The sequence below is a fragment of the Micrococcus sp. NPDC078436 genome (assembly GCF_040702705.1).
GTDB lineage: Bacteria > Actinomycetota > Actinomycetes > Actinomycetales > Micrococcaceae > Micrococcus.
This window is the reverse complement of sequence record NZ_JBFBLX010000001.1, coordinates 209,473-230,602: the sequence shown is the minus strand read 5'-3', so window position 1 is coordinate 230,602 and position 21,130 is coordinate 209,473. Positions and strand designations below refer to the sequence as shown.

General features: G+C 73.4%; 15 protein-coding genes and 3 tRNA genes. All 18 read right to left on the bottom strand.

Annotation, left to right across the window (positions count from 1 at the left end; all coding sequences use genetic code 11):
* Nucleotides 1-11 precede the first annotated feature (11 nt).
* Nucleotides 12-1,169, bottom strand: coding sequence for an AIR synthase related protein (locus tag AB0302_RS01055; protein ID WP_366370259.1), 1,158 nt, complete (start codon nucleotides 1,167-1,169; stop codon nucleotides 12-14).
* Nucleotides 1,166-2,929 carry a GTPase gene (locus AB0302_RS01050; protein ID WP_366370258.1) on the bottom strand — a complete coding sequence of 588 codons (1,764 nt, stop codon included), beginning with the start codon at nucleotides 2,927-2,929 and terminating at the stop codon, nucleotides 1,166-1,168. Before AB0302_RS01050 ends, AB0302_RS01055 begins: the two co-directional genes overlap by 4 nt.
* On the bottom strand, nucleotides 2,926-4,836 hold the full coding sequence (locus AB0302_RS01045; protein ID WP_366370257.1) for a dynamin family protein: 1,911 nt from the start codon (nucleotides 4,834-4,836) through the stop codon (nucleotides 2,926-2,928). Before AB0302_RS01045 ends, AB0302_RS01050 begins: the two co-directional genes overlap by 4 nt.
* A gap of 111 nt (nucleotides 4,837-4,947) precedes the next feature.
* Nucleotides 4,948-5,020 (bottom strand) — tRNA-Glu (locus AB0302_RS01040).
* 119 nt (nucleotides 5,021-5,139) lie between these two features.
* Nucleotides 5,140-5,212 (bottom strand) — tRNA-Glu (locus AB0302_RS01035).
* Between the two features lie 43 nt (nucleotides 5,213-5,255).
* Nucleotides 5,256-5,327: transfer RNA gene (locus tag AB0302_RS01030), tRNA-Gln, on the bottom strand.
* A 114-nt stretch (nucleotides 5,328-5,441) separates the two neighbouring features.
* The gene (locus AB0302_RS01025; protein ID WP_319075282.1) at nucleotides 5,442-6,260 is read right to left on the bottom strand and encodes an HAD family hydrolase; all 819 of its coding nucleotides are present in this window, start codon (nucleotides 6,258-6,260) and stop codon (nucleotides 5,442-5,444) included.
* Nucleotides 6,257-7,852 carry a glutamate--tRNA ligase gene (gene gltX / locus AB0302_RS01020; protein WP_366370256.1) on the bottom strand — a complete coding sequence of 532 codons (1,596 nt, stop codon included), beginning with the start codon at nucleotides 7,850-7,852 and terminating at the stop codon, nucleotides 6,257-6,259. Before gltX ends, AB0302_RS01025 begins: the two co-directional genes overlap by 4 nt.
* 33 nt (nucleotides 7,853-7,885) lie before the next feature.
* Nucleotides 7,886-8,680, bottom strand: a complete 795-nt coding sequence (locus AB0302_RS01015; protein WP_319075287.1) for a fumarylacetoacetate hydrolase family protein — start codon at nucleotides 8,678-8,680, stop codon at nucleotides 7,886-7,888.
* A gap of 30 nt (nucleotides 8,681-8,710) precedes the next feature.
* Nucleotides 8,711-8,962, bottom strand: coding sequence for a YbdD/YjiX family protein (locus tag AB0302_RS01010; RefSeq protein WP_366370255.1), 252 nt, complete (start codon nucleotides 8,960-8,962; stop codon nucleotides 8,711-8,713).
* A 1-nt stretch (nucleotide 8,963) separates the two neighbouring features.
* Nucleotides 8,964-11,159, bottom strand: coding sequence for a carbon starvation CstA family protein (locus AB0302_RS01005; RefSeq protein WP_298713476.1), 2,196 nt, complete (start codon nucleotides 11,157-11,159; stop codon nucleotides 8,964-8,966).
* Between the two features lie 265 nt (nucleotides 11,160-11,424).
* Entirely contained in the window at nucleotides 11,425-12,516 is a 1,092-nt protein-coding gene (locus AB0302_RS01000; protein ID WP_366370254.1) for a branched-chain amino acid aminotransferase, read from the bottom strand.
* Nucleotides 12,517-12,596: 80 nt separating this feature from the next.
* The gene (locus AB0302_RS00995) at nucleotides 12,597-13,691 is read right to left on the bottom strand and encodes a 3-isopropylmalate dehydrogenase (protein WP_366370253.1); all 1,095 of its coding nucleotides are present in this window, start codon (nucleotides 13,689-13,691) and stop codon (nucleotides 12,597-12,599) included.
* Between the two features lie 139 nt (nucleotides 13,692-13,830).
* On the bottom strand, nucleotides 13,831-15,456 hold the full coding sequence (metG, locus tag AB0302_RS00990) for a methionine--tRNA ligase (RefSeq protein ID WP_366370252.1): 1,626 nt from the start codon (nucleotides 15,454-15,456) through the stop codon (nucleotides 13,831-13,833).
* 126 nt (nucleotides 15,457-15,582) lie between these two features.
* A complete protein-coding gene (serA, locus tag AB0302_RS00985; protein ID WP_366370251.1) occupies nucleotides 15,583-17,178 on the bottom strand; it encodes a phosphoglycerate dehydrogenase in 1,596 nt (531 codons plus the stop codon).
* Nucleotides 17,179-17,445: 267 nt separating this feature from the next.
* A complete protein-coding gene (ilvC, locus tag AB0302_RS00980; protein ID WP_319075298.1) occupies nucleotides 17,446-18,477 on the bottom strand; it encodes a ketol-acid reductoisomerase in 1,032 nt (343 codons plus the stop codon).
* 54 nt (nucleotides 18,478-18,531) lie between these two features.
* On the bottom strand, nucleotides 18,532-19,041 hold the full coding sequence (ilvN, locus tag AB0302_RS00975) for an acetolactate synthase small subunit (RefSeq protein WP_248115130.1): 510 nt from the start codon (nucleotides 19,039-19,041) through the stop codon (nucleotides 18,532-18,534).
* 12 nt (nucleotides 19,042-19,053) lie between these two features.
* Complete coding sequence (locus tag AB0302_RS00970; RefSeq protein WP_319075301.1) at nucleotides 19,054-20,871, bottom strand: acetolactate synthase large subunit; 1,818 nt, start codon at nucleotides 20,869-20,871, stop codon at nucleotides 19,054-19,056.
* Between the last annotated feature and the right edge of the window lie 259 nt (nucleotides 20,872-21,130).

The window sequence follows — 21,130 nt, the reverse complement described above, 5'->3', positions numbered from 1 at the left end:
CCCGAGGCGCGTCAGCCGCCGAAGTGGTCCCAGCCTCGCTCGGGCAGGGGCCGATGGCCGGCCGGTGGTTCGGCGCCGGCCGGGAGCATCCGCCCGATCCGGGTGAAGCCCGCCGGCAGCGCGGTCTCCGGCCAGGCCAGGCCCACCACCCCGTAGTCCTCGCCGCCTGCGAGAACCAGGGCCTCCGGCGCGACGCCGGCCAGCGCGGCCACGGGCCCCAGCGGACGGGCGACCTCGGCCACCCAGGTGTCGGCCACCCACGGGGTCAGGGTCCGTGCCCGGCCGTCCTCGACCCGACCGCCCGGGGCCCCCGTGCCGCAGGCCCGCGCCATGCGGTGCGCGTCCCGGCCGATCCCGTCGGAGACGTCCATGAGCGTGAGCACCCCGGCGGCCAGCGCGGCCGGTCCCGCGGCGAGGGGCGGCCGCGGGCGCAGCTGCCCCCGGACGGCGCGCGCGATCTCGCGGGCGCCCGGCCGCTGCTCCGCGGGCAGGGCGTCCCAGCGGCGCTCGAGCTCGGCCCGCTCGGTCAGCAGGAGGCGCAGCCCGGCGGCAGCCCAGCCCGGTCCGCCGCCGACGAGTCCCCCGAGCACCTGGCAGTGGACCAGGTCCGCGCCCTCGGCGAGCAGGCGGTCCCGGTCCTCCGCGCGCCGCGGTCGGCGCTCCAGCACCCCCGCACCCGGATCCCCGAGCACCGTCACGGCGGCCTGGATCCGCTCCCCCATGCCGAGGTCGCCGCCCGCGGCGCGGCACCCGCCGGCGCCGAGCCGGGCGATGGCGCCCGCGATCCCCCGCGCGAACCCGCGGACCCACGCGACGTCCGTGCCCTCCGGGAGCGTCAGCGCCGTGACGAGCGCGGAGGAGGTCGCCCCCATCGCGTTGATGTCGGAGAGGTTCTGCGCGGCGGCCTTCCAGCCGGCGTCGTAGCCCCGCGTGCGCACCCCGGCAGGCCACATCAGCAGGAAGTCCGTGCCCTCGCCCATGGCGTCCGTGGAGACCACCACGGCGCCGCGCGGGGCGGGGACGACGGCGGCGTCGTCCCCGGGCGGAACGGAGTCGGCCGGCCACAGCGCGGGTGCACTGGCAGGGGCAAGGGCCCCCTGGATGATCTCCAGGAGGCCCTCTTCGGACAGCTCGGCGACCGTGAGGCCGGCACCACCGGGACCCGTCACCGGCGCGCCCGTCCCCGGCCGCGGGCGGACGTGCCCGCCGCCGTCCCGATCGCGGACTGGAAGCGGTGGTAGCGCTCGATCTCGGCGGTCACGGGGTCCACCACGAGGCGGCGGCCCACCGCCGTCGTCGACTCCTCGAGGCGACGGCGGGCGCGGCGGCCGCGCGCCGCCGCGGTCCAGCGCGTGAGCGGGACCGCCAGGAGCGCCAGCAGCAGGCCGAGCGCGAGGCCGCCGACCAGCAGCAGCGTCGGGATCGGGAAGCCCTCCACGCTCGGCGCCGGCGGGAGCGCGAACTGCAGGTACACGGCGAGGGCCAGCAGGCCGAGCCAGCCTGCGCCGACCACCGCGGTCAGCAGCGCGAGCCACTGCAGCACGTTCAGGACGGGCCACCACCAGCTGCCCTGGGCGGCACCCAGGTCGGTGGCGGAGATCGCCTGGTCCACGGCGTCCGGGACGGCGTCGAGCTCTGCGCGGCCGGCACGGCGGATGGACGCGGCCCACGGCTCCGGCGCGCCCGCGGACGCCTCCGTGACCACGGTGCGCACAGCGCCCTCGACGACGGCCCGCTGGGTCCCCGTGCGCGTGGGCAGCGAGGTGCGGTGCACCGCGGGGTCGCGTTCGATCTCGTCCCGGTCGCGGCGGGCGGAGGCCCGCTCGGGCATGAGGTGGAGGCGGCGCAGCGGATCGGCCCGGAAGGAGTGCATCCAGCGCAGCACCGGCCAGCTGGTCTGCTTGGCCGAGCGGAGGCGGTAGGAGCCCTCCACCGCGCGCACCACGGCCGGCACGCCGCCGGCCACCGCGAGGTCCTTGCCGAGGCGGTGCTCGAGCCCGTCCGTGACGCCGGCGGGATCGCCCGTGCCGGAGGCCGCGGAGAGGTCCTCGGCCCGGGCGGCCACGTCGGCGCCCAGGCGCTCGACGGCGGCGCCCCGGGCCGCGACGATCGACGCGAGCTGGCGGCCGACCTCATCGAGCCCCTCGCCCGTGCGGGCGGAGACCGGCAGGACGCGCACGTCCGCGAGGCCGTGGCCCGTGAGCATGTGGCGCAGCGAGGCGAGCACGGTGTCCCGGTCCGCCACGGTGAGGCGGTCCACCTGGTTCAGCAGCACGAGCGTGACGGCGGCGTGCGAGCCCATCGTGGCGAGGAAGTCGCGGTGGATCACGGCGTCCGCGTACTTCTCCGGGTCCACGACCCACACGAGCACGTCCACGTGGCCCGCCAGCTTGGACGTGATCTCCCGGTTGTTCAGCTCCACCGAGTCGATGTCCGGCAGGTCGAGCAGGATGAGGCCCGTGGCGTCCGCGCCGTCCTTGTGGCCGAGGCCGAGGAACCCGCTCCGGCCGCCGTCGAGCACGGGGGCCTCGTCCAGCAGGTGGCGGCGCGTGACGCCGAGCCAGTCGAGCAGGGCCGCGGCGCCGCCGCCCTCCCCCGTGCCGTCCGCGTCCGGGCCGCCGCCGAGGCCCTGGCCGTGGCGCACGCCCCACACCGCCGCGAGCGGCTCGGACGTGGTCGGGCGGGTGGCGGCCACGCGGGCGAGGTCACGCCCGGTCAGCGCGTTGAACAGGGACGACTTGCCGGAGCCGGTGGCCCCGAAGAAGCCGACCACGGTGTGCTCGGCGGACAGGGAGCGGCGCTCCCCCGCGGCGCGCACGGCGGCCTCGGCGGTGTCCACGGGCCCGTCCGGCAGGCGGTTCCGCCCCAGGTCGGCGGCCTCGCCGAGTGCGCTCAGGCGCTCGTCCAGGGTGGCGACGGCGCGGCTCATCGGGCGTCCTCCTCGGACTCGGCGACGAGGCGGCCCTCGACGACGTCGGCGGGAGGGGACGTCCGCTCGGCCGGTGCGGCCGCGGTGAGGTCGACGCCGGGAAGGGCGGGCTCATCGCCCTCCTCACCGGGGTGGCCGTCGAGGCCGGCCTCCACGCCGCGACGCAGGGTCGGGACGAGGGCGCGCAGCGCCGCGGTGTCCGAGGGGTCGCGGTCCAGGGCGAGCAGCGGCAGGAAGCGGCCCGCGAGGACCTCCTCGAGCAGCGTCCGCACCCGGACCTCGAGGAGGTCGTTGGCGCGCTTGGCCATGCGGCGCACGGCGTCCTCGCCGAAGATCGACTCGAGCAGCTTCTGGCCCACCACGGCGGCGCCGCCGGCGATCCCGACCTCGATGCCGGCCAGCCCCGCGGTGGAGGCGAACGAGAGGACCATGAGGGACACGGCGGCCGCGTTGACGCCGAAGGCGGCCAGGCGAGCCCTGGTGCGGCGGCCGGCGCCCTCCTCCTCGATGAGGGACAGCACGTCCTGCTGCCACGTGCGGACCACGGCGGCGGCGCGCTCGGACACGTCCGCGGGCAGCGCGCCGAGGTCACGGCCGGCCACGAGGGCACGGCCCGCGGGCTCGGCCGCCCAGCGGCGTTCCACCTGCTCCGCGGCCGTGGCGACGGCCTCCACCATGACGGCGTGCAGCCCGGTCTCGAGCGCCGACTCGACCTCCTCCACCGGGGCCGGGCGGCCGCGCACGAGGGCGGTCACGCGGTCGCGGATGCGGCCGATCGCGCTCTCGACTCCGCGGAAGAACTCGCCGGTGCCCACGAAGTCCTGCCAGCGGGCCAGCACCTCCCCGCGCAGGAGCGTCCCGTCCGAGGTGGCGTGCTGGACGGTCTCCACCGCCTGCTCGGTGGCGTCCGTGACGGAGCGGGCCAGGCCGGCTGCGGCCACCTGTTGGTCCTCCTCGGCGCGGGCGAGGTCCTCCACCCGGTCCGCGAGCTGCGCGAGGACGCCGTCCACGGTGCGGCGGGCCACGGCGGAGCGGGTCTGGGCGTCGTGCGCGAGCTCCTCGAGCCACGCGCGGAGGCTGGCCACATGCTCCTGCGGGAGCAGGCCCGTCTCGTCGAAGCGCGTCTCCGGGATCACGTGGATGCGGGCGTCGGGCAGGCCGTGCTCGGTGAGCATGCGCTGGAGGTCGGGGGTGATGGACTCGGCGTCGCCCTCGGGCACGCGGCCCAGCACGACGGCGACCGTGATGTCGCGGGCGGCCGCCTGGTCGAGGAGCTGCCACGGGACGGCGTCGGCGTAGCGGTGCGCCGTCGTCGTGAAGATCCACAGGTCCGCGGCCTCGAGGAGCTGGCGGGCCAGGGCGCGGTTCTGGTCGGCCACGGAGTCGATGTCCGGGGCGTCCACCAGCGCGATGCCGGCGGGCAGGGAGGGCTCCGCGACGAGCGCGACCGTGTCCATCGCGTTCGAGTCCGGCTCCACGGGGCCGCCGGCCTCCGTGCGGTGCACGGTCACGCGTGCCAGGTCCGGCAGCACGCGGGGGCCGGTGAACCACGCGGCGTCGGCCGGGTTGTGCAGGAGCAGGGGCTGGCGTGTGGTGGGGCGCAGGGCCGAGGAGCGGGAGACCTGGTGCCCCACGAGGGCGTTGACCAGGGTCGACTTGCCCGCGCCGGTCGAGCCGCCGACAACGGCCAGCAGGGGGGCGTCGAGGGAGTCGAGGCGGGGAAGGACGTAGTCGTCGATCTGGTGGAGGGTGCGCTCGCGCTCGGCCCGGTCCGCCTGCGCGGACGGCGTCTCGAAGCCGAGGTCCAGGTCGGCGACGTGGTCGCGGACGCGGCGGACGGCGGTGTCGATGCCCGGCGTGGCGGTGCCCTGCGGCGGAGTGGCGGCGTTCTCGTCAGTGGGATGCACGCGTCCCATTCTCACACGAGGGGCCCGTCCGGGCCCGGAACAGGACGGGTGGGCACTGCCCCGGAGACGGCGCAAGCCCGGTCCAGATGGACCGGGCTTGCGTCACTCACGTGACCCCAGCGGGATTTGAACCCGCGTTACCGCCGTGAGAGGGCGGCGTACTAGGCCGCTATACGATGGGGCCGAGCTGCCCCCGGCATCGCTGCCGGAAGCGGGTGGAGAGTTCTGTGCGCCTGCCTCTCCGAGCAGGTGGACGGCTCGTATGACCGTCCGTGCACCGCGTCCGTGGACGTGATGCGTGCGTGACCCCAGCGGGATTTGAACCCGCGTTACCGCCGTGAGAGGGCGGCGTACTAGGCCGCTATACGATGGGGCCGTGCGCGCCGACTGCTGTCAGCGCTCACTGAGTCGAAGACTCGCTGGGGTACCAGGACTCGAACCTAGAATGACGGTACCAGAAACCGTTGTGTTGCCAATTACACCATACCCCACTGCATGTCAAGCATCGCTTGACATCAGTGCTATTCACAAGCTGGATGTCCCCGGACCTCTCCGGCAACGAGTAGGAACTCTACCCCATGCCCGGCGCCCACGCAACATCGGCGTCAGAGCCAGGTGAGCAGGCCGCCGATGGCGTCCATCCGCCAGCACTCCCGCTCCGCGTCCCAGCGCGGCGCGACGGGGGCGGCATCGGCCGCCGGGTCCTGATCGGGCTCGGGCGCCGTGGCGTCGCGCGGGACCCCCGCGTCGTCGGGCGCGAGCCAGACGGGGACCAGCCCGGCGCCGCGAGCCCCGGCGACGTCGCTGGACAGGCTGTCCCCCACCATGAGCGTGCGGGCCGGCTCGGTCCCCATCCGCTCGCACCCGGCGAGGAACGGCGCGGGGTCCGGCTTGGGGGCACCGGCCGTGTCCGAGCCGATGAGCACGCGCACCCAGTCCAGGCCGAGCGCGTCCGCCTTGCCCCGCTGGTACTCCTCCACGTTGTTCGTGACGATCCCCACCGCGCGGCCGGACGCGCGCACCGCGGCCAGCACGTCCGCCGTCGCAGGGAAGAGCGCCCAGTGCGCGCGGATCTCGTCCTCGTAGTCCGTGAGCCACAGCGCCTCGAGCGGCTCGGCCGTCTCCGCGGGCGCGCCCAGGCGCTCGAGCGCCGAACGAGCCCGGGCCAGCCGCTGCCCAGCGAAGCTCAGCTCGCCGGCGAGGTAGCGGTCGTAGTGGCCGTCGGCGTCCGCGGCGAACGCCTCGACGGCTGCCGCGAGCACCCCCGGGGCCACGCCGCCCACCCCGGCCCACTGGTGGTGCATGGTGGCGTGGAACGCGGCGTGCTGGGCCGTGCGCAGGTCCAGCAGCGTGTCGTCGAGGTCGAAGAGGACCCCGTCCCACGCGGGGGCCGACGGGCCGCCGGCCCCCGAGGCGCGGCTCACGCGTCCGTGGGCAGCGCGGCGTCGAGGCCCTGCTCCGCGGCGAAGCGGTCCAGGCGGGCCAGCGCGGAGTCGCGACCGAGGATCTCGAGGGACTCGAACAGCGGCGGGGACACCTTGCGGCCGGTCGCGGCCACGCGCACGGGCCCGAAGGCCTGGCGCGGCTTGAGCTCGAGTCGCTCCACGAGGGCCCCGCGCAGCGCGGCCTCGATCCGCTCGGTGGTGAACTCGTCCGCCGGCAGGGCGGCCAGCGCCTCGCGGGCCGCGGCGACGGCGGCGCGCAGGTCCGCGGGCATGCCCTTGAGGGCCCCGGCCTCCGTGGCGATGTCCCCGTCCTCCGTGAAGAGGAAGCGCAGCATCTCGACGGCCTCGCCGAGCAGCTGGACGCGCTCCTGCACGAGCGGCGCGGCGGCGGCGAGGATGCGCTGCTCGCGCTCCGTGAGCTGGGCGTCCACGAGGCCGGCGGCGTGCAGGTACGGCACCAGGCGGGCCTGGAAGTCGGCCGGCTCCAGCATGCGCACGTGGGTGCCGTTGATGGCGATCGCCTTCTTCTCGTCGAAGCGGGCGGGGTTGGCCAGGACCTTGTGCACGTCGAAGTTCTCGATGAACTGCTCGGGCGTGAAGATGTCCTCGTCCGCGGAGAGCGACCAGCCCAGCAGGGCCAGGTAGTTCAGCAGGCCCTCCGGGATGAAGCCGTTGTCCCGGTGCAGGAACAGGTTGGACTGAGGGTCGCGCTTGGAGAGCTTCTTGTTGCCCTCGCCCATCACGTACGGCAGGTGGCCGAACACCGGCATGTACTGGGCGACGCCGATCGCGTACAGGGCGCGGTAGAGCGCGATCTGCCGGGGGGTGGAGGAGAGCAGGTCCTCGCCGCGCAGCACGTGGGTGACGCCCATGAGCGCGTCATCCACCGGGTTCACGAGCGTGTAGAGCGCCGAGCCGTCCGCGCGGACCACCACGAAGTCCGGCACGGAGCCGGCCTTGAAGGTGATCTCCCCGCGCACCAGGTCGGTGAAGGTGATGTCCGTGTCCGGCATGCGCACGCGCCACACCGGCGTGCGGCCCTCGGCCTCGAAGGCGGCGACCTGGTCCTCGGTCAGGTCGCGGTCGACGCCGTCGTAGCCGAGCTTGGGGTCGCGCCCGGCGGCCCGGTGGCGCGCCTCGATCTCGTCCGGGGTGGAGTAGGAGGGGTAGATGTGGCCGCCGGCCTTGAGCTTCTCGATGACCTCGGCGTAGATCTCACCGCGCTGGGACTGGCGGTAGGGCTCGTGCGGGCCGCCCACCTCGACGCCCTCGTCCCAGTCGATGCCGAGCCAGCGCATGGCCTCGAGCAGCTGCTGGTAGGACTCCTCGGAGTCGCGCTTCGCGTCCGTGTCCTCGATGCGGAAGACGAGCGTGCCGCCGGTGTGGCGGGCCCAGCCCCAGTTGAACAGCGCCGTGCGGACCATCCCGACGTGCGGAGTTCCCGTGGGCGAGGGACAGAAGCGCACGCGCACGGGAGTGTCGGCGTCCACCTGGGGGACGTCGGCGAAGATCGCGGGCGCGTTCTCGGGGGCGGTGGTGTTCTCGGACACGGGGGCGGTGGGCTCAGTCATGATGCCCCGAGTCTACGCGGGGCTCCCCCGGGCTCAGCGGCGGAAGGGGGTGGCGAGCACGCCGATGCCCTCCACCTCGGCCTCGACGCGCTGGCCCTCGGCCACCGTGCCGACGCCGGCCGGGGTGCCGGTGAGGATCACGTCGCCCGGCAGGAGGGTGAAGATCTCCGAGGCGGCGGCCACCAGCTCGCGCACGCCGAAGACCATGTCCGTCGTCGTGCCGTCCTGGCGGGTCTCGCCGTCGAGCCGGGAGGTGACCCGCAGGCCGCCGGCGGCCTCCACGTCCAGCTCCGTCTCGATCCACGGGCCGAGCGGGCAGGCGCCGTCGAAGCCCTTGGCGCGGGCCCACTGCAGGTCGGTCCGCTGGGCGTCCCGGGCGGTGAGGTCGTTGCCCACGGTGTACCCGAACACGACGTCGTCCACGCGGTTCAGCGGGACGTCTTTGCAGATGGTGCCGATGACGACGGCCAGCTCGGCCTCGTAGGACACCTCGTCCGACCAGGAGGGCAGGGTCACGGGCTCGTTCGGCCCGACGACCGAGGTGTTGGGCTTGAGGAAGAACTGCGGCGAGGTCGGGGTCTCGTTGCCGAGCTCCTTCGCGTGGTCCGCCCAGTTGCGGCCGACGCCCACGATCTTCGAGCGCGGGATGATCGGCGCCACGAGCCGCACGTCCTCGAGCCGGTGCGTGGTCCGGGTGGGCTGGACCCCGTGGAAGAACGGGTCGCCCTGCAGGGCGGTGATCGTCAGCTCGGAGAGGTCGGCCCCGGCGGGCCCCTCGACGACGCCGTAGGTCGGTTCTGCCTTGTCCACGAAACGAGCGATGCGCATGGGGCCAGCCTAGTGGGCGGGCGCTGCCCCTCAGCAGCAGCGGCTGCCCGGGTTCGCGTCCTGCTTCGCGTACTCGTCCCGCCAGAACTCGCGCTCGCTCATCGGTTCCTCGCCCGGATGATGCGCCCGGTGGTGGGCCAGGTAGGCGTCGTACTTCCCCTCCCCCGTGAGCTGGCGCAGCCACCAGCGGGCCGAGGCCCACGCGCCGCGCCGGCCGCCGACGCCGGACGCGGCCTCCGCGGGGGAGGCGACGTCCGGCGTCGTGGCGTGCGGACCGGGCACGTCAGTGCCCCCGCACCGGCTGCTTCTCCGCCGGCAGGGCGTCCCACTGACGCTGGATCTCCTTCTCCTCGGCGGTGGCCGCGAGGCCGGCCGGGGCGAAGCGCGTCGAGGGCACGTACGGGTCCTCGTGGTTGGGCGCGTCCACACCGCGCAGCGCGCGCAGGGTGGCGAGCACGGACGTGGTGATCACGATCAGGGCGAGCACCAGGAACACCACCGAGAGCGTGCCCTGGATGGCCGTGTTGCGGACCACCGCGTCCATGGCCTCGGGCGTCTTGGCGGCGCCGAAGCTCGTCTTGCCGGCCGCGATCGCGTCCTGGAACGCACGGTGCTGCGCCCAGTAGCCGACCGCCGGCACCGGCGAGAAGATCTTCTGGAAGCTCGCCACGGTGGTCACCACCGTGATGAACGCGAGCGGCAGGGCCACGATCCACAGGCCCTTCCCGCGGGTGCGGCGCGCCACGATGGTGAGCACGACGGCGAGCGCGATCGCCGCCAGCAGCTGGTTGGCGATGCCGAACAGCGGGAACAGGGTGTTGATGCCGCCGAGCGGGTCGGTGACGCCCATGATCAGGACGGCGCCCCACGCGGCCACCATGATCGCGGTGCACACCCACGCGCCCACGCGCCAGGACGGATCCCGGAAGCGCGGGACGACGTTGCCCAGCGAGTCCTGGAGCATGAAGCGTGCCACGCGCGTGCCGGCGTCGACGGCGGTGAGGATGAACAGCGCCTCGAACATGATGGCGAAGTGGTACCAGAAGCCCATGAGGGCCTCGCCGCCGACCAGCTGGCCCATGATGAGGGAGAGCCCGACGGCGAGCGTCGGGGCGCCGCCGGTGCGGGAGACCACCGTCTCCTCGCCCACGAGGTTCGCGAGCGTGGTCAGGTGCTCCGGGGTGACGTCCACGCCGGCCAGGCCGAGGGACATGACCCAGGCCGCCGCGGACTCCGGGGTGCCGCCGGTGAGCGCGGCGGGGGCGTTCATGGCGAAGTACACGCCGCGGTCGATGGACACGGCCGCCACGAGCGCCATGATGGCCACGAAGGCCTCCATGAGCATGCCGCCGTAGCCGATGAAGCGGGTCTGACGCTCCTTCTCCACCATCTTCGGCGTGGTGCCGGAGGCGATGAGGGCGTGGAAGCCGGAGAGCGCGCCGCACGCGATGGTCACGAACAGGAACGGGAACAGCGAACCCGGCCAGACGGGGCCGGCGTTGCCCGAGGCGAACTCGGAGAACGCCGGGGCGGTGATGCGCGGCTGGACGATGACGATGGCGACAGCCAGGCCCGCGATGACGCCGATCTTCATGAAGGTGGAGAGGTAGTCGCGCGGGGCGAGCAGCAGCCACACGGGCAGCACGGCGGCGATGAACCCGTAGGCGATGATCGCCCAGGAGATCGTGACGCGGTCCAGGGTGAAGAGGGCCGCGCCCCACTCCGTGCCGGCCACCCAGCCGCCGCCGACGATGGCGGCCATGAGCAGGACGAAGCCGATGACCGAGACCTCGGTGATGCGGCCCGGGCGCAGGTAGCGCAGGTACAGGCCCATGAAGAGGGCGATCGGGATGGTCATGCCGACGGAGAAGACGCCCCACGGGGACTCTCCCAGGGAGTTGACGACGACGAGGGCCAGGATCGCGGTGATGATCACCATGATGAGCAGCGTGGCGATGATGGCAGCGGTGCCGCCGAACCGGCCGAGCTCCTCCCGGGCCATCTGGCCGAGGGAGCGGCCGCCGCGGCGCATGGAGAAGAACAGCACGAGGTAGTCCTGGACCGCGCCGGCGAGGATCACGCCCACGATGATCCAGATGGTGCCCGGCAGATAGCCCATCTGCGCGGCGAGCACCGGGCCGACGAGCGGGCCGGCGCCGGCGATGGCGGCGAAGTGGTGGCCGTAGAGCACGCGGCGGTCGGTGGCCACGTAGTCGCGGCCGTCGGCGCGGTACTCGGCCGGGGTGGCGCGGGTGTCGTCCGGGCGGACGATGAGGCGCTCCACGTACCGCGAGTAGAAGCGGTAGCCGATCAGGAACGTGGCCACGGACGCGAACACGAACCAGATGGCGTTGATGGACTCGCCGCGGTGCAGGGCGAGCATGGTCCAGGCGACGCCGCCGAGCAGGGCGAGCAGGGCCCAGACGGCGATGCTCACGGGGGTCCAGCGGGGGCGGTGCTCCGCCTCGACGGGCGGCAGCTGTGCCTGGCCCTCCTCGGGGTGGGGGGATGTCCCCTCGGCGGGGGCGGGGATGGAGGAGCGGTGCGAGCTCACGGAGACTCCTGATCGCGGGTGACGGATTCGACCCAGGGAGTGTCTCACGTCTCACCGTGGTGCCCGCGCGCCGGTCGCTCGGCGACGGCGGCGCCGTCGGTCGGGCCGCCGTCGGATCTGACGACGTGGACAGGGTCTGCGTCCTGGACGCAGACCCTGTCCATGCATGCAGACCCTGGCTCGGGCCTGCTCAGACCAGGCGGTGCAGCCAGCCGTGGCGGTCCTCGACCGTGCCGGTCTGGATGCCCTCGAGCTCGGCGCGGATCCTGAAGGTGACGTCGGCGCCGCCGGCGGACTCGATGACGTCGTCCCCGTCGAGCAGGCGCCCGATGGGCGTGACCACCGCGGCCGTGCCGCACGCGAACACCTCCGTGATCTCCCCGGAGCGCACGCCCTCGGCCCACTCGGCCAGGGTGATGCGGCGCTCCTCCACCGTCAGGCCCATGTCACGACCCAGCTGGAGGATCGAGGAGCGGGTGACGCCCTCGAGGATGCTGCCGCTCAGCGCGGGGGTGACGAGGCGACCGTCGGAGAACACGAAGAACACGTTCATGCCGCCGAGCTCCTCGATGGCGTCGTCGTTCGCGGAGTCGAGGAAGACCACCTGATCCGCGCCCTTCGACGCGGCCTGCAGCTGCGGGAAGAGGGACGCCGCGTAGTTGCCGCCGGTCTTCGCCGCGCCCATGCCGCCCTTGCCCGCGCGGGCGTACTCGCGGGAGACCCAGATGGTGACGGGCTTGACCTCGCCGCCGAAGTAGTTGCCGGCCGGCGAGGCGATCACCATGTAGCGCACCTCGCGCGCCGGCCGCACGCCGAGGAACGCCTCCGTGGCGATCATGAAGGGGCGCAGGTAGAGGGACTGGCCCTCGCCGTCCGGCACCCACCCCTGGTCCGCCTCCACGATGGCCTTCAGGGAGCCGAGGAAGATCTCCTCGGGCAGCTCGGGGAGGGCCAGGCGCACGGCGGAGCGGTTGAGGCGCGCGGCGTTGGCCTCGGGGCGGAACGTCCACACCGAGCCGTCCCCGTGGCGGTAGGCCTTCAGGCCCTCGAAGATCTCCTGGGCGTAGTGCAGCACGGACGCCGACGGGTCGAGGGAGAGGGGGCCGTAGGGCTCCACGCGGGCGTCGTGCCACGCGCCGCCGTCCTCGCTCCACGTCCAGTCCACGGAGACCATGTGGTCCGTGAAGACCTTGCCGAAGCCGGGGTCCTGCAGGATCTCCACGCGCTCCTCCTCCGAGAGCGGGGAGAGGTGCGGCTGCCGGGTGAACACGGTCTCGGACACGAGGGATCCTCCATCGGGGTGGGGCGGGTGGGCGCGGGTCCATCGTAGACCCGTGGGGCCGGCGGTCTGTGGCGCGCGTCTCAGACGCGGCGGGCGACGTCGGCGCCCACCTCGGCGGTCGAGCCCCGATCGCCGTCGGCGCGGTCCTCGAGGTGCGCCCACACCGCAGTGCGCACGCGTCCCGCCGCGCCGGCCTCCCCGACGTGCTCGAGCAGCAGGGCGGCGGAGAGGATCGCGGCGACCGGGTCCGCGACGCCCTGGCCGGCGATGTCCGGCGCGGAGCCGTGGACCGGCTCGAACATGGACGGTGCCGTGCCCTCCACGTTGATGTTGCCCGAGGCGGCGAGGCCGATCCCGCCCGTGATCGCGGCGGCGAGGTCTGTCAGGATGTCGCCGAAGAGGTTGTCCGTGACGATCACGTCGAAGCGGGAGGGGTCCGTCACCAGGAAGATCGTCGCGGCGTCCACGTGCATGTAGTCCCACGTGACCTCGGGGAAGTCGGCGGCCACCGCCTCCACGGTGCGGCGCCACAGGTGCCCGGCGTGCACCAGCACGTTGTGCTTGTGCACGAAGGTCAGGCGCTTGCGCTCCCCCGCGTCCGCGCGCTCGAAGGCGTCCCGCACCACGCGGCGCACGCCGTGGGCGGTGTTGACGGACACCTCGGTGGCGATCTCGTGCTCGGTGCCCTCGCGGATCACGCCGCCGTTGCCCACGTAGGGGCCCTCGGTGCCCTCGCGGACCACCGTGAAGTCGATGTCCCGGGGCTGCGTCAGCGGGCTCTTCGCACCCGGGTACAGGGTGGCGGGACGCAGGTTCACGCCGTGGTCCAGCGCGAAGCGCAGGCGCAGCAGCATCTGGCGCTCGATCAGCCCGGATGGGACGCGCGTGTCTCCGGGGGCGGCGCCCACCGCGCCGAAGAGGATCGCGTCGTGGCCGCGCAGGGCCTCGAGGGTCTCATCGGTCAGGGTCTCGCCGGTCGCCAGCCAGTGCTCGGCGCCGAGCGCGTAGTCGGTCAGCCGGGCCTCGGGGCGGCCCTCAGCGGCGAGCGCCGCCTGCAGGACGGCCACGGCCTGCTCCGTCACCTCGGGGCCGATCCCGTCACCGCCGATCACGGCCAGGTCCAGGGCCGTCACGTCGGTGCTGCGCAGGGCGTCGGTGCGGGGCGTCTCGGTCATGCGCTCCAGGCTAGGACCGGGCCCCGCCCGGACCACATTGCGTGACGCGGCGTCTCACCTCGTGGACAGCAGGACGGCGACGGCGGCGCGCCGGCCGCGGGACCGGGGCGCCGCCGTCCGGGGCGGGGTGAGGCGCCGCTCAGCCCTCGGCCGCCTCCTCGTGGCGCGGGAAGACGCCCTCGGGCTTCGGCAGGGGCGTTCCGGGGACGAGGTCGTCGCCGAACGCGGCGAATGAGCGGGCGCCGGTGCCCGAGGCGCCGGTGCGGCCGGCGTCGCCCTCGGCGGCCACGCCGAGCAGGTCCAGCAGGCGCGTGGCCGAGCCGGGCATGACGGGCTGCACGAGCAGCGCGACGCGGCGCACGGCCTGCAGCGTCACGTAGAGCACGGTGCGCATGCGCGGCTCGTCGGTCTTCTTCAGCACCCACGGGGCCTGGTCCGCGAAGTACGCGTTCACCTCGCCGAGCACGCGCCACGTCTCCTCGAGCGCCGCGTGGAAGTCCTGCTCCGCATAGGCGGCGCGCGTCTTCTCCAGGAGCGCGTCCACCTGGGCGAGGATCGCGGCGTCCGCCTCGCTGAGCCCGCCCGGCCGGGGCACGGCGGCGTCGCAGTTCTTGGCCACCATGGAGAGCGAGCGCTGGGCCAGGTTGCCGAGGTTGTTGGCGAGGTCCGCGTTCTTGCGGCCCACCACGGCGTCGTGGCTGTACGAGCCGTCCGCGCCGAAGGGGAACTCGCGCAGCAGGAAGAAGCGCACGGCGTCGAGGCCGTACCGGGCGACCCAGTCGGCGGGCGCCACCACGTTGCCCAGCGACTTGGACATCTTCTCGCCGTTGTTGTTCAGGAACCCGTGGATCATGACGCGCTTCGGCAGCTCGATCCCGGCGGACATGAGGAAAGCGGGCCAGAACACGCAGTGGAAGCGGGAGATGTCCTTGCCGATGATGTGCACGTCGGCCGGCCAGTACCGCTCCACCGCGGCCGGGTCCGTCTCCGGCCAGCCGGCGCCCGTGAGGTAGTTCGCGAGCGCGTCCACCCACACGTACATGACGTGGTTCTTCCGGGACTGGGCATCCTCGGCGGACGGGTCGGCCGGTGCGGGCAGCGGGATGCCCCAGTCGAAGGACGTGCGGGAGATCGAGAGATCGGTCAGGCCGCCCTCCACGAACCGGATGACCTCGTTGAACCGGGAGGACGGCGCGGCGAAGCCGGGGTTCTCCCGGTACATCTGCAGGAGCGGCTCCTGGTACGTGGAGAGGCGGAAGAAGTAGGACTCCTCCTCCGTCCACGTCACCTCGGTGCCGGTCTCGGTCGCGCAGCGGGAGCCGTCCTCGCGGACCTCGGTCTCCTCCTCGGTGAAGAAGCGCTCGTCCCGCACGGAGTACCAGCCGGCGTAGCGGTCCAGGTAGATGTCCCCGTTGGCCTCCATGCGGCGCCAGATCTCCTGGGCGGCGGCGTGGTGGTCGGCGTCCGTGGTGCGGATGAACCGGTCGTAGGAGACGTCCAGGACCTCGTCGTCCATGCGCCGGAACGCACCGGAGTTGCGCGTGGCCAGCTCCAGGGGCGTGACGCCCTCACGCTCGGCGGTCTGCGCCATCTTCTGGCCGTGCTCGTCCGTGCCCGTGAGGAAGCGCACGTCGCGGCCGTCGAGCCGGGCGAAGCGCGCCATCGCGTCGGCGCCCACCATCTCGTAGGCGTGGCCGATGTGCGGCTCGCCGTTCGGGTAGTGGATCGCGGTGGTCAGGTAGTAGGGCACACGCTCGTCAGTCACGGTCAGCGAGTCTACCGGCGGGGCCCCCGGCCGTCCCGCTCCCCTCCACGACGTCGGCGCGCCACCTCGGGGAGGCGACGCGCCGACGTCGGCGGCGGGTCCGACGCGTCGACGCCGGCCGCGGGCTCACTCGGAGAGGTCGATCTCCGCGGCCCGCTCGGCGCCGATGGCCTGCGCGAGGGCGCCGACCGTTCCCGCCGCCATGCCGGCGTCGAGGGTCAGGACCGCGAGCGCGGTGCCCTCCGCATCGCGGGACACGTCCATGCCGGCGATGTTCACGCCCTGCTCCCCCAGCGCCTGGCCGAGGATGCCGACGACGCCCGGGCGGTCGGCGTAGCCGAACACGAGCAGGTGCTCGGCGAGGGGCACCTCGATCTCGTGGCCGTCCACGCCCACGAGCTTCTGCACCTGCTTCGGGCCGGTCAGGGTGCCGGTCACGGAGGTCTTCTCGCCCGTGGACGTCACGCCGCTCACGGTGATGGCATTGCGGTAGGACTCCGCCACCGGGGTCGTGGTGAGGCGGCTCTCCACGCCGCGCTGCTCGGCCAGCACGGGGGCGTTCACGTAGGAGACCTGCTCGGAGACCACGTCGGTGAACACGCCCTTGAGGGCGGCGAGGCGGACGGCCTTCACGTCATGCTCGGCGATCTCGCCGGCCACCTCCACGTCCACCGACTCGAGAGAGGCCTCGCCGACGAGCGCGCGGAGCGTGCGGCCGAGCTTCTCGGCCAGGGGCAGGCCGGGTCGCACGTCCTCGTGGATGACGCCGCCGGCCACGTTCACCGCGTCGGGCACGAGCTCGCCGGCCAGGGCGAGGCGCACGGACTTGGCGACGGCGACGCCGGCCTTCTCCTGCGCCTCGGCGGTGGAGGCGCCCAGGTGGGGGGTGACGACGGCGGAGTCGTGCTGGAAGAACGCGAGGTCCGTGGCGGGCTCGGAGCTGAACACGTCGATGCCGGCGCCGGCGATCGCTCCGGAGTCCAGGGCGCGGGCGAGGGCGTCCTCGTCCACGAGGCCGCCGCGGGCCACGTTGATCACGTACGCGGTGTCCTTCATGCGCGCGAACTGCTCGTCCGCGATCATGCCGACCGTCTCCGGCGTCTTGGGCATGTGGATGGTGACGAAGTCGGACTGCTCGAGCAGGGCGTCCAGGTCCACGAGCGTCGCACCGAGCTGCTGGGCCCGGGCCGCGCTGATGTAGGGGTCGTACGCGAGGATCTCCATGCCGAAGGCCTTCATGCGCTCGGCCACGAGCGCGCCGATGCGGCCGAGGCCGATCACGCCGAGCTTCTTCTCGAACAGCTCCACACCCGCGTACTTGGAGCGCTTCCACTCCCCCGCCTTGAGGGCGCGGTTCGCCGGGGCGATGTTGCGCGCCACGGAGAGGATGTGGCCGCACGTCAGCTCGGCGGCCGAGACGATGTTGGAGGTCGGCGCGTTGACGACCATGACGCCCGCCGCGGTGGCGGCGGGGACGTCCACGTTGTCCAGGCCGACGCCGGCCCGCGCGATGACCTTCAGGTCCGTGGCCGCGGCGATGGCCTCGGCGTCCATCTGCGTGGCGGAGCGCACGAGGATCGCGTCCACGCCGGGCAGATCCGCCAGCAGGCGGGCGCGGTCGGCGCCGTCGGTGTGGCGGATCTCGAAGTCGGCGCCGAGGGCCTCGACGGTGGCGGGCGAGAGTTCCTCGGCGATGAGGACGACGGGCTGGGCGGCGCTCACGGGCGGCTCCTTGTTCGGCGGTGGCACGGTGGGGCGACGTGGGCAGATGGTGCGCGGCCCGCGTCGCCGCCTCGAGCCTAGCCGCATGGATCTGTCATGGACCGCAGACGACGGCGGCGCCGAAGGGAGTCCCGTTCGACGCCGCAGGGAGTCCCTTTCGACGCCGAAGGGAGTCCCTTTCGACGCCGCAGCCGAGTGGTCACGACACGCCGTCACGTCCGCGGTGCACGTGGCGTGTCGTGACCACTCGAGGGTCCGGGCCGCGGCTCAGCGGGCCGCGGTGCCCTCGGTGTAGTCGTCGTCGGTGTCCTTGAGCCACGCGAACATCTGGCGCAGCTCGCGGCCGGTCTTCTCGATCGGGTGGGCCTCGCCCTTCGCGCGGAGCTCCGTGAACTCCGGGGCGCCGGCCTTCTGGTCCTCCATGAATCGCTTCGCGAAGGCGCCGTCCTGGATGTCGGCCAGCACGGCCTTCATGTTCTCCTTCACGGAGGGGTCGATCACGCGCGGGCCGGAGACGTAGTCGCCGTACTCGGCCGTGTCCGAGACGGACCAGCGCTGCTTGGCGATGCCGCCCTCCACCATGAGGTCCACGATCAGCTTGAGCTCGTGCAGCACCTCGAAGTAGGCGATCTCGGGCTGGTAGCCGGCCTCCACCAGGGTCTCGAAGCCGTACTGCACCAGCTGGGACGCGCCGCCGCACAGCACGGCCTGCTCGCCGAAGAGGTCCGACTCGGTCTCCTCGGTGAAGGTGGTCTCGATGACGCCGGCGCGGGTGCCGCCGATCGCCTTCGCGTAGGACAGCGCCAGCGCGCGGGCCTCGCCGGAGGCGTCCTGCTCGACCGCGATGAGGGCGGGCACGCCTCGGCCGGCCTCGAACTCGCGGCGGACCACGTGGCCCGGGCCCTTGGGGGCCACGAGGGCGACGTCCACGCCCTCGGGTGCCTTGATGTAGCCGTAGCGGACGTTGAAGCCGTGCGCGAAGAACAGGGCGTCGCCGTCCTGGAGGTTCGGAGCGATGTGCTCGGCGTACACGTCGGCCTGCACCTGGTCCGGGGTGAGGATCATGATGAGGTCGGCTTCCGCGGCGGCGGTGGCCACGTCCACGACGCGCAGGCCCTCGGCCTCGGCCTTCGCACGGGACGTCGAGCCCTCGGCGAGGCCGATGCGGACGTCCACCCCCGAGTCGCGCAGGGACAGCGAGTGCGCGTGGCCCTGCGAGCCGTAGCCGATCACGGCCACGGTGCGGCCCTGGATGATCGAGAGGTCGGCGTCGTCGTCGTAGAACTTCGTGGCGGTCATTGCGGTCTCCTAGCGGTGAGGGGGATCAGAGGGTGTGCGGGCTCGGCGGCCGGCTCAGCGGGCCTGGGCCCGGTCGGTCATGGAGCGCGAGCCGCGGGACAGGGCCACGGTGCCGGAGCGGACGAGCTCGCGCACGCCGTACGGCTCCATGAGGTCCAGGAAGGCCTGGAGCTTCTCCCGGGTGCCGGTGGCCTCGAGGGTGAGCGAATCGGGGGCCACGTCCACCACGTGGGCGCGGAAGAGGTCGGCGGCCTGCACCACCTGGCCGCGGGTGGCGGCGTCGGCGCGGACCTTGACCAGCAGGTGGTCGCGCTGCACCGAGGAGTCGTCGGCCAGCTCCACCACCTTGAGCACGTTGATCAGCTTGTTGAGCTGCTTCGTGACCTGCTCCAGCAGGTGGGCGTCCGCGTCCACCACGACGGTGATCCGGGAGACCCCGGGCACCTCGGTGACGCCCACGGCGAGCGAGTGGATGTTGAAGGCGCGGCGGGCGAACAGGCCGGCCACGCGGGTGAGCGTGCCCGGGACGTCCTCCACGAGCACGGACAGGGTGTGTCGTTCCACGGTCATCGCTCCTCAGTCCTCCTGGTCCCACTCGGGCGTCATCCCTCGGGCCACCTGGATCGCGTCGTTGCTCACGCCCGCGGGGACCATGGGCCACACCATCGCATCGCGGGAGACCACGAAGTCGACGACGACGGGGCGGTCGTCGACCTCCAGGGCCCGGCGGATGGTGTCGTCCAGGTCCTCGGTGCGCTCGCAGCGCAGCCCGACCGCGCCGTAGGCGTCCGCCAGCTTCACGAAGTCGGGCACGCGGGCCGTGCCGTGGCCCGTGTTGAGGTCCGTGTTGGAGTAGCGGCCGTCGTAGAACAGGGTCTGCCACTGGCGCACCATGCCGAGCGAGGAGTTGTTGATCACCGCCACCTTGATGGGGATCCGGTTGATCACGCAGGTGGCGAGCTCCTGGTTGGTCATCTGGAAGCAGCCGTCGCCGTCGATCGCCCAGACCACGCGGGCCGGGTCCCCGACCTTGGCGCCCATCGCGGCGGGCACGGAGAAGCCCATGGTCCCCAGGCCCGCGGAGTTCAGCCACTGCCGGGGGCGCTCGTAGTGCACGAACTGACTGGACCACATCTGGTGCTGGCCCACGCCGGCCACGTACACGGCCTCGGGGCCGGAGAGCGCGGAGAGCCGCGAGATCACGTGCTGCGGGGCCATGAGCCCGTCCGCCGGATCGGTCCAGCCGAGCGGGTAGGTCTGTCGCAGCCGGTCCAGCACGGCCCACCACGGGGCGAGGTCCGGCAGCGGCGCCTGCTCGGCCGCCGCCCGCAGCGCCGCCGTGAGGTCCGGGATGACCTCCTTGACGGACCCCACGATCGGCACGTCCGCGAGGCGGTTCTTCGAGATCTCGGCGGGGTCCACGTCCACGTGGATCACGCGCGAGCCCGGAGCGAAGGACTCGAGGTGCCCGGTCACGCGGTCGTCGAAGCGGGCGCCGAGGGTGATGAGCAGGTCCGCCTGCTGGAGGGCGGCGACCGCCGGCACCGAGCCGTGCATGCCGGGCATGCCGAGGTGCTGGGGGTGGGAGTCCGGGAACACGCCGCGCGCCGTGAGCGTGGTGACCACGGGGGCGCCGGTGGCCTCGGCCAGCTCGCGCAGCTCCGCGGACGCCTCGCCGCGGGCCACGCCGCCGCCCACGTACAGCACGGGGCGCCGGGCCTCGGCGATGAGGCGGACGGCCTCCTTGACCTGGCGGGGATGGCCGCGCAGCACGGGTCGGTAGCCGGGCAGCTCCAGCCGCGGCGGCCAGGAGAACTCGAGCTCGCCCTGTTGGGCGTCCTTCGTGACGTCGATCAGCACGGGGCCCGGACGCCCCGTGGTCGCGATGTGGAAGGCCTCCGCGAGCGCCAGCGGAATGTCCTCCGCGCGGGTGACGAGGCGCGAGTGCTTCGTGATGGGCATCGTGATGCCGACGATGTCCGCCTCCTGGAAGGCGTCCGAGCCGATGGCCGCGGAGGTGACCTGGCCCGTGATGAACACGACCGCCTGGGAGTCCATGTGCGCGTCGGCGATCGCGGTGACGAGGTTGGTGGCCCCCGGCCCCGACGTCGCGATGGCCACGCCGGGACGGCCCGTGGCGAGGTGGTAGCCCTGGGCCGCGTGGCCCGCGCCCTGCTCGTGGCGCACCAGGATGTGGCGGATGACGGAGGAGTCCATCAGCGGGTCGTACGTGGGGAGGATCGCTCCGCCGGGCAGCCCGAAGACGTCCGTGACCCCGAGCTCCTCGAGCGCGCGGATCAGGCCCTCGGACCCCGTCATGCGGGTGGGCTCCACGCGATTCCCCGGGCCGGGGACGCGCGGCGCCGCGGACTCGGGGCGGGGGGTCGGGCTCATCAGTGCACCTCACTGCGCTCATCGCTGCTGGCGTCCGGCATGCGGGGCACGCCGGACGATGGTCCGGGTGATCCGTCGGGGTGGCTGGGGGTGTCCTGCCGTGCCGGGCGGATCGGAGTGCGGTCACGGCCTGAGGTGGGGCCGCCGACCGCCGGGTCGTTCGTCGGTGGCTCCAGTATGGGGACCCCTGCGTGGCGACCACCACTTGAGACGTCCATGTCTCGCCATGTGAGACGTGGCCCACGCGGCGCCCCCGTGC